This is a genomic window from Serratia sp. BNK-12 (genome assembly GCF_047456085.1).
In the GTDB taxonomy this organism is placed as follows: domain Bacteria; phylum Pseudomonadota; class Gammaproteobacteria; order Enterobacterales; family Enterobacteriaceae; genus Serratia; species Serratia liquefaciens.
Window position 1 is genome coordinate 3,279,015 of record NZ_CP179896.1, and the last position, 16,113, is coordinate 3,295,127.

Genomic DNA, 16,113 nt, shown 5'->3' on the forward strand with positions numbered 1-16,113 from the left:
TGGTTAACCCTCGTCTGAGGGAAAAGGCTGCATAAACAAAAAGGTACAAGGCTTGCTCTGATGCTGATTGATTAAAGGCACCAGGCGCTTGAAATGCTCGGTTTGGCAATGCGTGTCCAACGCTGCCCGATCGGGCCACTCCTCGACGAAAATAAAATGCCCCGGATCCTGATGGTCAATCAACAACTCATAGGAGAGGCACAGCGCCTCCTGACGGGTTTTCTCTACCAATTCGCGATACAGCGGCAACACCGTTTCAATACGGTCGTGCTTGATAAAATCTTCAGCAATCACCTTTAGCATGGCGTCTTTTCTCTTTCAGTTTATCTGTCATGGGTGGCCACTCTACCCTCGAAGACCAGACTTTACCTTCATTAATCGCGGTGATAATTCAAAGCTTGTCATTCAGTGATTACGCGCACAGATATTCATCAGCAGGCTTGAATCACGACCGGCCATGTGTGAATTTCAGGTTAACCAATTGTCAATTTTTGGTTTCTATTAACAGATTTTCCGTGGCTGCACAGGCCAGGATAGCGTTCATTGCTGATTTTTTTTGCCCATAAAGGCCTGACCATTAGTCCTTTAGACCTTTGGGTGAAAACTGAAAACCGACGGTGAATGTTCCGCAGTGGCAATAGGTGCAGGCAAGCTGCCGGCGTTACACCGCCGGCCCCAGTCATTCAACCTGTTTGAGAGGGTAGCCCCGTGAGTAATACGACCAACACCAGTTCCGCGCTCAATTCAGCGATTAAAAAAACGTGGCGCAGATTAATCCCCCTGATGTTCTCTCTGTATTTCGTCGCCTTTATCGATCGGGTAAACGTAGGCTTTGCCAAGGAGGCAATGTCGGTGGATATTGGCCTGTCGCAATCCGCCTTCGCATTGGGTGCAGGGATTTTCTTCGCGGCTTACGCCATCTTCGGCATTCCAGCCAACCTGATGATGAACAAACTAGGGGCAAAAGTCTGGCTTAGCGCCACCACGGCAGTGTGGGGGGCCTTGTCCGCCTGCACCGGTTTCGTCAGCAACGAATATCAATTTATCGCCTTGCGCTTCCTGTTGGGGTTGGCCGAGGCTGGCTTCTACCCGGGTATCCTGTTGCTGGCTTCCCTTTATTTTCCCAATAAGGTTCGAGCCTCCGTGATAGGTATCTTTGTCCTCGGGGTTCCCGCGGCCTTGACCCTGGGCTCGCCCATTTCTGGCGCGTTGCTCGAAATGCACGGCGTGCTGGGGCAGCCAGGTTGGTTCTGGATGTTTGTTCTGGAAGGTTTACCGGCCGTCGTGTTGGGGATCTTCGCCTATTTCTATCTTGACGACAGCCCGGGCAAGGCGCGATTTCTTAACCCGGAAGAGAAGCAGGCGTTGGTGGCACAGTTGGCCCTGGAGCAAACAAATACCGAGGCCAGCAGCGTGAAAGAGGCGTTGAAAAATTCCAAGGTTTGGCACCTGGCTTTTATTTACGGCACCATTCAGGTCGGCGTGTATGGCCTGTTGTTTTTCCTGCCCTCGCAGGTGGCCTCGCTGATGGGCACTAATATCGGGTTTAAGGCATCGCTGGTAGCGGCAATTCCCTGGGCCGTTTCTGCATTTGGGGTCTATTACATCCCGCGTTATGCCGACCGCAAAACCTCCCGCCGCTTGCCCATCGCCATCGGCTGCATGGTGATTGCCGCACTGGGATTGGTTGTTTCGTCCTATGCCGGGCCGACTGTTGCCATTATTGCGTTGTGCTTTTGCGCCGTCAGCTTCCTGGCGGTGCAGCCGATATTCTGGACCTTACCGGCACAGATACTTTCAGGCCCGGCGCTGGCGGCCGGCATCGGTTTTTGCACCACGCTGGGTGCACTGTTCAGTTTCCTGGCGCCGCTAATCCGCACCGAGGCAGAACTGCGCTTCGATAGCCCGCATGCCGGTCTGATCGTACTGGCAATTTTCTCTTTGCTGTGCGCCGCGCTGATTTTTGCACTCAAAGGGTGGGCTACGCAGAGCACCGAGCGTCAGGCTCAGGTGAGTGGGTAAGCCTGGGCTGAAGCCCATTCGATTTAGCTTATATTGAAGCGGTGAATGAGACACTGACCCTACATTTTCTGGGGGTCATCCATGGAGACATTAACCGCTATTATCACCAAATACGGCCCGGAGCCCGGTCTCCTGTTGCTGCTTATTTTTCTGTTTGCATTGGGCAAGTCAGTCATTTTCATTTCTTCGGTTCTGCCGCCCGCATCGGTGACGTTGATGTTAGGCATTGTCGCCGGCAAGCCGGTGCTGGCCGATGCTCATGTCTGGGCGGCGATAACCCTGGGTGCCCTGCTCGGCTCCGTTTTGTCTTTCCATTGCGGCGCATGGCTTCAAAAGCGCCAAAGCGGGAACTGGCTGCCGGTCAGATACCGTGGCGCATTGAACAAGGCGCAATCCGCGTTACAGAACAACGGGATCCCGTTGCTGTTTGTATCGCGCTTTCTGGCCGTGATGCGCTATACCGTGCCATTGGTTGCCGGCATGATTGCCCTGCCGCGCAAGCAGGTCTATTGCGCCAGTGCGCTGTCTGCCGGGGTGTGGGCCGTGGCTCTGATGTCTGTCGGTCAGCTGTTTTAATGGCCGCTCTCGATTATTGAGGACGGAATTCCAACGCGGCATTCTTAACCACAGCGTAAACCGTCGGTGTCGGGGGTTTGGGAAAGCTGGCATTTGCGGTTGCCACTACAGCCGCACGGCAAAGTGCGGGATCACCGCCTTCAGCCCGGACATCTAACAGCATGCCATCCGGAGCCAACTTGAGTCGTAATGAGCATTCCTTGCCGGCGTAGACGCTGTCATATTGAAAATGACTTTGAATAGCCGCTGCGATCTGCGCGATATATCGGTTGATCTCTTGCCCAAGTGCTGGCGCCGTTTTACCTTCCAATCCAGCGAAAAGGTCATCGACTTCGCCTCCTGACACCACAGGTTTAGCCGCAGTGCCCGTCCCCGAGCAGCCCGCTAACAACAGCGTTGCGATAACGAGCAATACTGCCGACAGGCGAGTTTCCGATCCTGAATTAACTTTTCTCATGATTCCCTTCCTTTTAAAACCGCCCTATCCGCTGTTGACGGGGGCCTGTTCAGAATGCAAAAAGCCCACGCAAGTGGGCTTTATCGTAAATCAGTTCTGCCGGGTTACGCGCTTCATTTCTCGCTCGCCCGGCGATTGTGTTTTGACGGATAAAGGCGCGACGAACGCTTTCCACTCTTTGCCACCGGCCTGGTCTGCAGAGGCCTTGTTACGCGACTCGTCGTCGTCCTGTTGCCCCGCACAGCCTGACAGTACCATCACACCCAGAGCCATTATTAGCGCTTTACGCATCTCTATCTCCCTATAGAAAAAATTTTCGCAAATGATAACAAATCTCAACTCTTAGCGTTAGCTGAAAGCCGGCTGTGAATTATAATAAGAAAATATTATCATTGGCGTGATGCCCCACTTCCCTATAAGCAGTGAGTTTCTGATAGCCCATGTATCAATACCCTGAACATCTGACCGGTGAGGTCGCCAACCTGCCGCAGAGATGCGGGGTTTATTTTTTTCACGGCGACAACGGCACCTATCCCCTCTACATAGGCAAGAGCGTCAACATCCGCCGCCGCGTTCAGTCTCATCTACGCAATCCGCGCGAAGCTCGGTTGCTTGCCGCCACCCGCCGCATAACCTGCATCGAAACCGTGGGGGAGATTGGTGCGCTGCTGCTTGAATCCTCCCTGGTGAAACAGCAAAGCCCGCTCTACAACAAGCGGCTGCGTAAAATCCGCCGGCTATGCGCGCTGCAGGTACAGGACTCCCAAACGCGAATCGTATACAGCGATGCGCTAGACTTTTCCCGGACGCCTAACTTGTACGGCCTGTTTCTGCGGCGTGCGACGGCCGTCGATTTTCTGATCGACATTGCCGATCGGGAGCAGCTCTGTCTGACGTACCTGGATATTGAAAAAGGACGCCCCGGACAACCCTGCTTTCGCCATCAATTAGGCAAATGCGCGGGAGTATGCTGCGGCAAAGAGCCCCCGCAAGCGCACCAGAGCAGGTTGCTTGGTGCCCTGGAGCAGGCCCAGGTGCGGCACTGGCCATTCCCCGGCAGGATCGCCATTGAGGAACGACAAGGGCCACTTAAAGCTTTTCATGTCATCAGCAACTGGTTCTACCTCGGTACGGCACCGTCGCTGGATGCAGCCGAAAAACTCAGTTTCCCGGCCGATGAGTTCGATCGAGACTGTTACCGTATTCTTTGTCGGCGGTTATTCCATGAAAGCCGTGAGCGCATTCACTTGATTGATACGCCCTGACCCCTGCGTAAGCGGGTTCAACCCGTCACAATTTCACTATCAATATCGATTTTGCAGGGAATGGGTGGTAAGAGATCGAGGTAAATAAATGAGGGAAAACTAAACGTGTACTACATTATTCAACTGAACATTCACGCTAAATTGAGGCGTTTTTTAAGAAACACGGCTCAAAATCGGCCTGACTACTGGCGCTAATGCCAACCCCTTGCCTTCACGAGGTAATCATGAAGACAGCATCTGCTGTAATGCTGAACTGTCTGCCGACAAGCTGCTTTATGCCACGTCATTGGCTCACTTTGTATTCCACTGCCCAAGCTAAAAAGAGACGCACCTAAGTTATCAGCGGGCTCCTCCGCAGATAAGGAAGATATTTCTACGATATATTTTAAAACTAATAATTGATTATGGACATGCATTAATATTTACGCTTACATTTACATTTTTTCCGTATTTTTATTGCTGAATTTATGCTAATTTTGCAAGCTTTTGGATAGTGATATTATGGAAAGGATGAATAATGAATAAAATAGCGACCTATCTACTGGCTCCTTTTTTTAAAAGGTTTGACGCGGCTCTCCATCACAGCAACGATATGATAGTGGATTTAGATGAGAAAATTCACACTTTAAAAAATGATATACTTAGCGAAAACAAAAAAAACAGAGAACTGCTTTCACAGTTGTTTGATGAAACAAAAAATTCAAGTAATGAGTCAAAAAACACCGCAGATAACTTAAACAAAATAAATGAATTATTAATTGGGTTATCAGAAAAACTAGAAAGCGCGATCCCAGAGAATAATCATTCATTACTTGAAATGAAAGATAACATCAACAAAAAAATACTACACATTAATAAAACTTTAAATATAATATCAAAAAAACAAAATCATAGAAATAAAACGCCAACTGTTTTATTTTTAATTCACAACATGAATACATGGTATTCTGTAGCGAACATATACTATGCCTTGTCTGCTGATCCAGATCTAAATGTGATAATAGCCAGCATTCCTCGTTCATTTCCTGGGGTAGATGGCTATACCGGAGAAACCGAAACAAGTAATTCGTTAGCGAAAATTGGCGTTAACCACATGAGAGTAAGCACCAGTAATGACAAAGATATAGCTACAATACTAACGACGCTAGCCCCCGACGTTATCTTTAGACAATCACCATGGGATAATGATATCCCTGATGGATTTAGCGCCGAAAAAATAAATTTCGCAAAAATATGCTATATTCCTTACTATGCTATAAATATAGTAAAAAACATGTCGTCAGGTACTGATTTTGATTTTCAATCAAACCAAGCGCTTCACAATAACAGTTGGAGAATTTATTGTGATACCGAGTATGCGTATCAAGAGCTGTGCCGAAACTCGCTCCTGAAAGGGATTAACGCAAGATATTTCGGTCACCCAAAACTAGACTTCATTCACACACAAATGATTGAATACTCTAAAGAAAAAACAAATCATAAAGAAGTAAATATTCTTTGGGCCCCACATCATAGTATTGATGATGGATGGCTATCTTTTGGGACGTTCGATGTTAACTATTTTGACTTTTTAACATTTGCAGAAGAAAACCCAAAAATAAACATTATGTTGAGGCCCCATCCCGCGCTTTTTGACTATATGAAAGCAAAATCAGAAGAGACAAAAAACAAGGTTGAAGAATTCATTGCTCGCTGGAATTCATTAGACAATACTAGCATTGACTACAATCATGATTACATAGACTCATTCAAATGGTCTGATATTATGGTAACTGATGGCATATCATTCTTGGTTGAGTATCCACTCTTCCATAAGCCAATTATTTTTCTGGAAAACAAAAATCACGCTGAATTTAATGAAATCGGTATAATTGCTGTTAATTGCAGTCATATCGCCAAGGATTTTATCGACGTTAAAAATATAGTTAATAAATTTGAAAATGGAACTTTAGAAAAAAAACAAACTGCCATCGATAGCCTGGAGGAAATAACCCTTCCGAATAAAGGCAATGTGCATAATCTGATTGCAACAGATATAAAAACGAATTTGTAAAAAATCAACCTTTGTCGCGCCCATAGTTAGGGCGCGTAATTAGCAAGAGGGCGATGGGTATACGACTATTTCTAATGTCGCCATTTTCATTACCCTATTTTCTTGTAGTAAATTACCTTTTCCCTCACCTCAACACCAATATCTCATCAGGAATTCGTTCAGCTTTAAATTAAATATTTAGCAAAAAAAACAATTATCCTTTTACATTAAAAATATATTCGCACATATTAAATTATCGAAAATTCCACTATCAAATTTTTTATTAGGAATAGACATATAGTTTTTACACATCATGAAAACTTCGCGAAAATCACCAGACCCTTTTCCTACTCCATACGGTGAGATCCCAGAGCTTCCCCGGTACCTCTATTCGGCCACTGGGTAGCAAAATGCCCAAGAGCGTCAAAGGAAATGATTGTGGCACCACCTTGATCATCTAGCCGACTCCTTGTTAAGACTTGCTATCCATGTATCCATTGGATGCCGTACTCGCCACAGGCAGTAGAGTCATCCCGCAAAGGCCAGGGACGACCTCCATTCCTCCGTTCCTTCCTGGGCAACATCCCGAAATATGAGGCGCCGTCATCTTCCTCCAAGCATCGATACGTACTATGACTAGGGTCCTACCATCACGATTATTACGGTTATCATTGGTACAAACGGTAGTGTCTATACTAAGAATTTCTGTTTTTATGACTACTGACACACATGGGCAGCGGATTAATTCAAACAAGAGTCCCATTATCAATTTTGCGGGAAATCGACGGGATGAAGCGGAAAAAAATAGGCGGGGACGGACCCAGTTTGCGCCAGATCACTCAACTGAACATTCACGCTAAATTGATACGTATTTTGCGAAGCGCGTCTCAAATCTGCGCGTTTGAGAAAAACCGAAAAATAAAAATCCTCGCTAACCGCATGATTTGTTGGCAGGTCGTACAGGCTTCGAACCAGTGCCCCATTGCTTAAGAGTCAACGGCTCTACCGACGGAGCTCACCACCCAACGGCGTAAATTATTCTCCCTTGCCCCCTCGACATCAAACGCTTACACCCATTAGTTTTTCTCATGCGATATTTCCAAGACCCTGTTATATCAACAAGATAAGTCAGATCAGGGCTGTTAATCTGCTACGACGAGGAGTAATCTTCCGCCCCCAAGACGTCCGATTTGCCTCCTCGGTGTAAAGAACAATCGACTTTTATCCCTCGCATAAATGTTGTAAACATGTTGCACAAAGGTGGCGTTATTGCACTACCTTACTAAAGCCGGGCCAACCGGATAATCGTATAAAAAAGAGCCACTTCAGAGCTCGCTATTTCACTCATGACAGGTAAAACAGGACATCATCAGATGGTAGATCACTCTAAAATAGCCACAGACGCCGCGCCTGCGTCAGAAGATCATCTACGGCGAAACCTAACTAACCGACATATTCAACTGATCGCCATCGGTGGCGCTATCGGTACGGGTCTGTTTATGGGGTCCGGCAAAACCATCAGTCTGGCCGGCCCCTCCATCATCTTCGTGTACATGATCATCGGCTTTATGCTGTTCTTCGTGATGCGCGCGATGGGCGAGCTGCTGCTTTCCAATCTGGAATACAAATCTTTCAGCGATTTCGCCGCCGACCTGCTCGGCCCCTGGGCCGGTTTCTTTACCGGCTGGACCTACTGGTTTTGCTGGGTGGTCACAGGCATTGCCGACGTGGTGGCGATCACCGCCTATGCCCAGTTCTGGTTCCCGGGATTGTCGCAATGGATCGCCTCGTTGCTGTGCGTCTTGCTGTTGCTGGGCCTTAACCTGGCGACGGTGAAGATGTTTGGCGAAATGGAGTTCTGGTTTGCGATGATCAAAATCGTTGCCATTGTCGGGCTGATCGTCGCCGGGCTGGTCATGATCGCCATGCAGTTCCAGTCGCCTACCGGTACCGTCGCGTCGTTCTCACACCTGTGGAATGACGGTGGCATGTTCCCGAAAGGCATCAGCGGTTTCTTCGCCGGTTTCCAGATTGCGGTGTTCGCCTTTGTCGGTATCGAACTGGTTGGTACCACCGCGGCTGAAACCAAAGATCCGGAAAAAGTGCTGCCCCGCGCCATCAACTCCATTCCGATCCGCATCATCATGTTCTACGTGTTCGCCCTGATCGTTATCATGTCGGTCACGCCATGGAGTTCTGTGGTTGCCGACAAGAGCCCGTTCGTGGAACTGTTCGTGCTGATTGGCCTGCCGGCGGCAGCCAGCGTGATTAACTTTGTGGTGCTGACCTCCGCCGCCTCTTCCGCCAACAGCGGGGTGTTTTCCACCAGCCGCATGCTGTTCGGTCTGGCGCAGGAGGGCGATGCGCCCAAGTCGTTCGCCAATCTGTCCAAGCGGGCAGTGCCGGCTAACGGGCTGACCTTCTCCTGTATCTGCCTGCTGGGCGGTGTGGTGTTGATTTACCTGATCCCGAACGTCATGACCGTGTTCACGCTGGTGACCACCGTCTCGGCGATCCTGTTCATGTTTGTCTGGACCATCATCCTGTGTTCGTACCTGGTTTATCGCAAGAAGCGTCCGGCACTGCACCAGAAATCGATTTACAAGATGCCGGCCGGCAAACTGATGTGCTGGGTCTGTATGGCGTTCTTCGTGTTTGTGTTGGTGCTGTTGACGCTGCGCGATGACACCCGCCAGGCGCTGATCGTCACGCCGTTATGGTTTGTGATCCTGGGTCTGTCTTACGTATTCCTGCGTAAGAAGAAAGCCGCCTAACGCCACAGGGGGATAGTTCGCTATCCCCCTGAATATCCCCTCTTTTGGCGCCTAGCGCGGCCGTATTCCGTCGATAATCACCCTCTGCACGTTCTCTACCGTCTGCTGAAAAAACGCCTCATCTTCTAACGTTTTACCGGTTACCGCTTCTATCTGGACCCAAAAATCGGCGTAGTGCTGAGTGGTCGCCCACAGCATAAAAATCAGGTGATGCGGCTCTGTCGGCGCGATATGACCTTCGTCAATCCAACGCTCGATCATGGCGGACTTCTCGTCCACCAGCATCTTCAACCCACCCTGCAACTCCTGTTTCAGCAACGGCGCACCCTGGATCATCTCCAGGCAAAACAGCCTTGAAGCCTGCGGATGATGGCGCGAGACCTCAAGCTTCAGCCGTATATATTCACGAATGGCCTGCAACGGCTCCTGATCGGCGCGCAGCGCTTTCAGCGGCGCCAGCCAGACATCGAGAATGCCTTTCAGCACCGCTACGTAGAGTTCTTCTTTGGAGGGGAAGTAGTACAACAGGTTGGTTTTGGAAACGTCGGCGCGCTCCGCCACCTGATCCAGACTGGTGCCGTGAATACCGTACAGCGAGAAGAACTCCAGCGCCGCATCCATGATGGTACTGCGTTTTGCAGCTACCGCACGCGAGCGGCGCGTGGGCGGTTTAACGGCTTGTGGCTTCACTGCGGCTCCTTGGCACAATCTGACTCCGGCCAGCATAGCAAAGCCCTGGTATGAAACCCACGCTTTTACCTACCCCTTCCGGGGGATCTTTTGCACCTTTAATGAGCATGCGCGCCTGTTTTTTGTGCAGATAATTTTGACCAAATGGTCTGTTTTGGACCATCCACTCAATAACTGGGCGCCAAATAAACCATAATAATTTGATAAATAAACAATTTTAAAACATGGCATCGGGTTTGCTTTGGTTCAGGCAAGCAGCCTGTGATTGTCCCCTTCACTGACCCGAGGTATTCAAATGAAAATTGGCGTATTTATTCCGATCGGCAACAACGGCTGGCTGATTTCCAGCAATGCCCCACAGTACAAACCAACGTTTGAACTCAATAAAACCATCGTGCAGAAGGCCGAGCACTACAACTTTGATTTCGCCCTGTCGATGATCAAACTGCGCGGCTTCGGCGGCAAAACCAAATTCTGGGATCATAACCTGGAGTCCTTCACCCTGATGGCCGGGCTCGCTGCCGTAACCTCACGCATCAAGATCTACGCCACCGCCGCCACCCTTACCATGCCGCCGGCCATCGTCGCGCGTATGGCTTCCACCATTGATTCTATTTCCGGTGGGCGCTTTGGCCTGAACGTGGTGACCGGCTGGCAGAAACCGGAGTACGAGCAGATGGGCATGTGGCCGGGTGACGAGTACTTTGGTCGTCGCTACGACTATCTGGCGGAATACGTCAGGGTGCTGCGCGATCTGTGGGGCACCGGAAAATCCGATTTCAAGGGCGAGTTTTTCCAGATGGACGACTGTCGCGTCAGCCCGCAACCCCAAGCGGACATCAAGGTGATTTGCGCTGGTCAAAGCGATGCGGGCATGGCTTTCTCGGCCAAATACGCCGACTACAACTTCTGCTTCGGCAAAGGCGTCAACACCCCCACCGCTTTCGCACCGACGGCTGCCCGGTTGAAAACTGCCGCCGACGCCGAAGGCCGCAGCGTGGCCTGCTACGTGCTGTTTATGATCATTGCGGATGAAACCGACGAGGCTGCCCGCGCCAAATGGGAAAGCTATAAAGCCGGGGCCGATACCGAAGCCCTGGCCTGGCTCACCGAGCAGAGCGGCAAAGACACTAAATCCGGCGCCGACACCAATGTGCGCCAAATGGCCGACCCCACTTCCGCCGTCAACATCAACATGGGCACGCTGGTCGGCTCCTACGCCAACGTGGCGCGAATGATGGATGAAATCGCCACCGTGCCCGGCACCGAAGGCGTGCTGCTGACTTTCGACGACTTCGTGCAAGGCGTAGAAGACTTCGGCGAACGCATTCAACCCCTGATGAAAAGCCGGGCAGACGTTTGCCCACAAACTGCAGCAAGCCGTGAGGTGGCATGATGAAAATTGTTGAAACCCAACCTGTGGTACGCCGCCAGTCACCGCAAGGCGGAGCGACGGTCACCCTGCCCGCCCGTCCTGAGGCCATCGCCTTTGCGCCGCAGGAAACCGCATTAATCGTGGTCGATATGCAAAATGCCTACGCCTCGCAGGGGGGATATTTGGATCTGGCCGGGTTCGACGTTTCGACCACCGCGCCGGTGATCGCCAACATCAAGCGTGCCATCACTGCCGCGCGCGCCGCGGGCATTAAGGTGATTTTTTTCCAGAACGGCTGGGACAACCAGTACGTCGAAGCCGGCGGTGAAGGTTCACCTAACTGGCACAAGTCCAACGCGCTGAAAACCATGCGCCAGCGCCCGGAATTGATGGGCAAGCTGCTGGCCAAAGGCGATTGGGACTACGACCTGGTGGATGAACTGCAACCACAGCCGGGCGATATCGTGCTGCCGAAACCGCGCTACAGCGGCTTTTTCAACACCCAGCTCGACAGCCTGCTGCGCTCTTACGGCATTCACCATCTGGTGTTTACCGGCATCGCCACCAACGTTTGTGTGGAATCCACGCTGCGCGACGGCTTTTTCCTCGAGTATTTCGGCATTGTGCTGGCCGACGCCACCCATCAGGCCGGCCCGGCGTTCGCCCAACAGGCGGCGCTGTACAACATCGAAACCTTTTTCGGCTGGGTGTCGGACGTCGACAGTTTCTGTGACGTTCTCGCCGCTCCGCTTAGCCAGACGGCATGAATTTTGCCTGTTTAAACCCAAAACAACCTTCACCAGGAGCGCGACAATGCCAAAAACAGTGATCACTCCACCGGGCACAGGCAAACCGCTGGCTCCCTTTGTTCCGGGCACCCTGGCCGACGGCGTGGTGTACGTCTCGGGTACGCTGGCCTTCGATAAAGATAATAACGTCGTCCACGTCGGTGACGCCGCGGCACAAACACGCCACGTGCTGGAGACCATCAAAAGCGTGATCGAAACCGCCGGTGGAAGCATGGACGACGTGACCTTTAACTCGATCTTTCTCACCGACTGGCAAAACTATGCCGCCATCAATCAGGTGTATGCCGAGTATTTTCCTGGCGATAAACCGGCCCGCTACTGCATTCAGTGCGGGCTGGTGAAGCCGGACGCATTGATTGAAATCGCCACAGTGGCCCATATCGGCCGCTGAGCCATTGAGGATCGAGCATGTACTTTGAGATTTTGGGAAAAGATACGCCACTGGCGCCGACGCTGGTGCTGTCCGCAGGCCTCGGTGGCTCGGGTAGCTTCTGGCAACCGCAGATTGACGCGCTAACCCGGCATTTCCGGGTGGTCATTTACGATCACTATGGCACCGGCCGCAGCAAAGGCGTGGTACCGGACGGCTATAGCATGGCAGATATGGCGGATGAAGTAGCGCAACTCCTGCGTTCGTTCAGTATCGAACGCTGTTATTTCGTCGGCCACGCGCTGGGCGGCATGATTGGCCTGCAACTGGCGCTCACCCAGCCGCAGTTGCTGGAAAAACTGGTGGTGGTCAACGGCTGGCCGGCGCTGGACAGCCAGACCCGGCGCTGCTTCCACGTCCGACAGGATCTGCTGCTTAACAGCGGCGTTGAAGCCTATGTGCGCGCCCAACCGCTGTTTCTGTTCCCCGCCGACTGGCTATCGCAGCACGAAGCCTTGCTAGGTGAAGAATTGCAGCACCAAACCGCGCATTTTCAGGGCACAGAAAACCTGCTGCGCCGCCTGAATGCGTTGATCAATACCGATTTCCGCCCTCACCTGGCGGACATCACCACACCAACCCTGGCCTTGTGCGCTCGCGACGATCTGCTGGTGCCCTATCTCTGTTCGCATCAGTTGGCGGAAAGCCTGCCCAACGGCGAGCTGGCGCAGATGACCTACGGCGGCCACGCGATGAGCATGACCGACAGCGAAACTTTCAACCGCACCCTGCTGGACTGGCTATTGAAAACGCCGAACGCCAACAGCAGCCTCGCCCTCTAGCCCGGAGACACCTTATGCAAAGCCAAACAGGGTTTGCCGATGCACCGCTGCAACCAGCGTACGTAGAAAAACAAGACTTCCGCGATGCCATGGCCCGCCTGGGATCGGCGGTGAATATCATTACCACCGACGGTCCCGCAGGCCGCGCCGGTTTTACCGCCTCTGCGGTATGCAGCGTCACCGACACGCCCCCCACGTTGCTGGTGTGCCTGAACCGCTCGGCGTCGGTGTATGCGGTGTTCAAGCAAAACCAAACGCTGTGCGTCAATACGCTGGCGGCAGAGCACGAATCGCTGTCGAATCTGTTCGGCGGCAAAACGCCGATGGACATGCGATTCTCCGCCGCTCGCTGGTCTACGCTGGTGACCGGCGCCCCCATTTTGCACGGCGCGCTGGCTTCTTTCGATTGCCAAATCAGCCAGATTGTCAGCGTCGGCACCCACGACATTCTGTTCTGTCAGGCGGTGGCATTGGCGCGTAATGACCACAGCCACGGCCTGGCCTATTTTGACCGGCGTTATCACTCGCTGTTGAAACAATGATCGGCGCGTAGCCGCAACGCTCGCATCTGTAACCCTAACCTGCACCTCAATATTTTGGAGATGACGATGGCGAATACCTGGTTTCCCCAATGGCGGATGAAGCAAGGCAATCTGGACGGTGCGGTTGTTGCGCCCGATGAACGGCTGCCAGTGACCCAGACGTTGGTGATGGGTTTGCAGCATGCGGTGGCGATGTTTGGTGCTACGGTGCTGATGCCTTTGCTGATGGGCTTTGACGCCAATCTGGCCATTCTGATGTCCGGTATCGGCACGCTGCTGTTTTTTCTGGTGGTCGGCGGTCGGGTACCGAGCTATCTCGGCTCGAGCGCAGCATTTGTCGGGCTGGTCATCACCCTGACCGGTTACAGCGGCCAGGGCGCCAATCCCAATATTGCCCTGGCCCTCGGTGGCATCATCGTCTGCGGACTGGTGTATCTGCTGATCGGTTTTGTGGTGATGAGCGTTGGCACCCGTTGGATAGAGCGGCTGATGCCGCCGGTAGTGACAGGGGCGGTGGTCATGGCTATCGGCCTCAACCTGGCGCCCATTGCGGTGCGCAGCGTTTCAGCCTCCCATTTTGACAGTTGGATGGCGGTGGTCACTATCTTGTGTATCGGTTCGGTGGCGGTTTTTACCCGCGGGCTGATGCAGCGGTTGCTGATCCTGGTTGGCCTGATCGCCGCCTATTTGATTTACGTCGTGGCGACCAACGGTTTCGGCCTCGGCAAACCGGTAGATTACAGCGCACTGAGCCTGGCCCCTTGGTTCGGTCTGCCGCAATTCACCGCACCGGTATTTAACCTGCATGCCATGCTGCTGATTGCCCCGGTAGCGATCATTTTGGTGGCGGAAAACCTCGGGCATGTGAAAGCGGTAGCGGGCATGACCGGCCGGGATCTTGACCCTTATATCGGTCGCGCCTTCGTCGGCGACGGGTTGGCGACAATGCTTTCCGGCTCGGTCGGGGGCACCGGAGTGACGACCTATGCCGAAAATATCGGGGTGATGGCGGTCACCAAAATCTACTCTACGCTAGTGTTTGTCGCCGCCGCAGCGGTAGCGATTGTGCTGGGGTTTTCACCCAAGTTCGGTGCATTGATCCACACTATTCCCGGGCCGGTGCTGGGTGGTGCTTCGATCGTGGTGTTCGGCTTGATTGCCGTCGCCGGCGCGCGCATCTGGGTGCAGAACAAGGTAGATCTGGGGGATAACGGCAACCTGATTATGGTAGCGGTAACGCTGGTGTTGGGTGCAGGGGACTTTGCCCTGACCCTCGGCAACTTCACCATGGGGGGCATTGGCACCGCCACTTTCGGTGCCATTATCCTCAATGCGCTATTGCGCAACCGTAAAATCTTGCCACTGGCAGACAGCGCTACCCGTTAGCACCGCGGCCCGGCTTGCCGGGCCTTATTCAACCAACGCCGCCTTTGCTTTACGTCGAATACGCATTTCGCTGACCAGCACGCCCAATACGATCAGCGCACAGCCCAATAGCGCTACGCCCGGCAAACGCTCGCCTGCAATGCGCCCCACCAGCCCGGCCCACACCGGCTCGCCGGCATAAATGACCGTGGCACGCGTCGGCGAAACGCTTCGTTGCGCCCAGTTCATCGTCACTTGAATGATGGCGCTGGCCAGCCCCAGACCGACTGCGCTGTAGAGCAGGTAATTGCTGTAAGGCGGTACCGACTCGCCGGTCGGTACCATCATCAGAAACGCCGCCAGCGAGGCCGTTGCCAATTGCACCACCGTCACCCGCTTAACGTTAACCTTGCCCGCATAGGCACCAATCAAAATGATCTCGGCAGCCATGCCCAGCGTGCCAATCAACGTCAGGATCTCGCCGATGCTAAGCGCCATATCGGCACTGCTTGGCGCGGCCAAGAGCATCAGGCCACTGAAGGCCAATAACACGCCGACCCAGGCCATAACGCCGGGGAAACGCCCGAGCACCAACCACTGCAATAACGGCACCATCGGCACATACATGGCGGTGATGAACGCCGACTGACTGCTGCTGATGGTTTGCAGCCCCACGGTTTGCAGGCCGTAACCGAACATGATGGCGATACCGATAAACACGCCCGCTTTCAGCTCATACCAGGTCAATCCGCGTAAGCTGCGCAGGGAGAACAATGTCAGCACCAGCGTAGCCGCAGCGAAGCGCAAACCCACGAAGAAGAACGGCCCGCTGACCTGCATGGCAAGATGGACCGCCAGAAAGGTTCCGCCCCAGATCATGGTGATGAAAATCAGCACCGCTTCCTGCCGCTTTATCGTGGGAATGAAAGTGAAAATAGAGGATTTTTTTACTGCAGACACCGGCTTGCCCTTCCTGCTGGGTGCAATATAATGC

16 protein-coding genes are annotated in these 16,113 nt (G+C 52.7%); 11 read left to right on the top strand and 5 right to left on the bottom strand.

The annotated features are described in order from the left end of the window. Positions 1-3: 3 nt before the first annotated feature. On the bottom strand, positions 4-303 hold the full coding sequence (locus tag ACMGG1_RS15320; RefSeq protein WP_046373950.1) for a putative quinol monooxygenase: 300 nt from the start codon (positions 301-303) through the stop codon (positions 4-6). A gap of 480 nt (positions 304-783) precedes the next feature. On the opposite strand from ACMGG1_RS15320, the gene ACMGG1_RS15325 reads away from it, so the two are divergent. Together ACMGG1_RS15325 and ACMGG1_RS15330 are read left to right on the top strand one after the other, a co-directional pair. Beyond that, positions 784-2,022 (top strand): MFS transporter, encoded by a 1,239-nt coding sequence (locus ACMGG1_RS15325; protein ID WP_198639846.1) that lies wholly within the window; start codon positions 784-786, stop codon positions 2,020-2,022. A gap of 81 nt (positions 2,023-2,103) precedes the next feature. Then, positions 2,104-2,598, top strand: coding sequence for a DedA family protein (locus ACMGG1_RS15330; RefSeq protein WP_122078397.1), 495 nt, complete (start codon positions 2,104-2,106; stop codon positions 2,596-2,598). Between the two features lie 13 nt (positions 2,599-2,611). Here the strand turns inward: ACMGG1_RS15330 and tolA are convergent, their stop codons facing one another. Then, positions 2,612-3,055 (bottom strand): cell envelope integrity protein TolA, encoded by a 444-nt coding sequence (gene tolA, locus ACMGG1_RS15335; protein WP_414160832.1) that lies wholly within the window; start codon positions 3,053-3,055, stop codon positions 2,612-2,614. 90 nt (positions 3,056-3,145) lie between these two features. Further along, positions 3,146-3,346: a hypothetical protein gene (locus ACMGG1_RS15340; RefSeq protein WP_122078393.1), complete on the bottom strand. Its 201-nt coding sequence runs from the start codon at positions 3,344-3,346 to the stop codon at positions 3,146-3,148. A 149-nt stretch (positions 3,347-3,495) separates the two neighbouring features. On the opposite strand from ACMGG1_RS15340, the gene ACMGG1_RS15345 reads away from it, so the two are divergent. The 3 genes from ACMGG1_RS15345 (at position 3,496) to cycA (ending at position 9,126) form a co-directional block, all read left to right on the top strand. Then, positions 3,496-4,320 carry an endonuclease gene (locus ACMGG1_RS15345; RefSeq protein WP_414160833.1) on the top strand — a complete coding sequence of 275 codons (825 nt, stop codon included), beginning with the start codon at positions 3,496-3,498 and terminating at the stop codon, positions 4,318-4,320. Positions 4,321-4,837: 517 nt separating this feature from the next. Beyond that, entirely contained in the window at positions 4,838-6,373 is a 1,536-nt protein-coding gene (locus ACMGG1_RS15350; protein ID WP_414160834.1) for a CDP-glycerol glycerophosphotransferase family protein, read from the top strand. A 1,352-nt stretch (positions 6,374-7,725) separates the two neighbouring features. Then, positions 7,726-9,126: a D-serine/D-alanine/glycine transporter gene (cycA, locus tag ACMGG1_RS15355; protein WP_020826206.1), complete on the top strand. Its 1,401-nt coding sequence runs from the start codon at positions 7,726-7,728 to the stop codon at positions 9,124-9,126. 51 nt (positions 9,127-9,177) lie between these two features. On the opposite strand, the gene rutR is transcribed toward cycA, so the two are convergent. After that, a complete protein-coding gene (rutR, locus tag ACMGG1_RS15360) occupies positions 9,178-9,852 on the bottom strand; it encodes an HTH-type transcriptional regulator RutR (RefSeq protein WP_122078385.1) in 675 nt (224 codons plus the stop codon). 259 nt (positions 9,853-10,111) lie between these two features. Between rutR and rutA the strand changes: the two genes are divergently transcribed. The 6 genes from rutA to rutG all read left to right on the top strand — a co-directional run bounded on the left by rutA (position 10,112) and on the right by rutG (position 15,140). Beyond that, positions 10,112-11,212 (top strand): pyrimidine utilization protein A, encoded by a 1,101-nt coding sequence (gene rutA / locus ACMGG1_RS15365; protein WP_414160835.1) that lies wholly within the window; start codon positions 10,112-10,114, stop codon positions 11,210-11,212. Further along, a complete protein-coding gene (rutB, locus tag ACMGG1_RS15370) occupies positions 11,212-11,958 on the top strand; it encodes a pyrimidine utilization protein B (protein WP_020826203.1) in 747 nt (248 codons plus the stop codon). The genes rutA and rutB overlap by 1 nt, the downstream gene beginning before the upstream one ends. 46 nt (positions 11,959-12,004) lie before the next feature. Then, complete coding sequence (gene rutC / locus ACMGG1_RS15375; RefSeq protein WP_115059214.1) at positions 12,005-12,391, top strand: pyrimidine utilization protein C; 387 nt, start codon at positions 12,005-12,007, stop codon at positions 12,389-12,391. 17 nt (positions 12,392-12,408) lie between these two features. Then, the gene (gene rutD, locus ACMGG1_RS15380; protein ID WP_048761985.1) at positions 12,409-13,212 is read left to right on the top strand and encodes a pyrimidine utilization protein D; all 804 of its coding nucleotides are present in this window, start codon (positions 12,409-12,411) and stop codon (positions 13,210-13,212) included. A 14-nt stretch (positions 13,213-13,226) separates the two neighbouring features. Then, positions 13,227-13,754, top strand: a complete 528-nt coding sequence (gene rutF, locus ACMGG1_RS15385) for an NADH-dependent FMN reductase RutF (RefSeq protein WP_020826200.1) — start codon at positions 13,227-13,229, stop codon at positions 13,752-13,754. A gap of 66 nt (positions 13,755-13,820) precedes the next feature. Further along, positions 13,821-15,140 carry a pyrimidine utilization transport protein G gene (gene rutG / locus ACMGG1_RS15390; protein ID WP_262244437.1) on the top strand — a complete coding sequence of 440 codons (1,320 nt, stop codon included), beginning with the start codon at positions 13,821-13,823 and terminating at the stop codon, positions 15,138-15,140. A 24-nt stretch (positions 15,141-15,164) separates the two neighbouring features. On the opposite strand, the gene ACMGG1_RS15395 is transcribed toward rutG, so the two are convergent. After that, positions 15,165-16,079: a DMT family transporter gene (locus ACMGG1_RS15395; RefSeq protein ID WP_046373961.1), complete on the bottom strand. Its 915-nt coding sequence runs from the start codon at positions 16,077-16,079 to the stop codon at positions 15,165-15,167. Between the last annotated feature and the right edge of the window lie 34 nt (positions 16,080-16,113).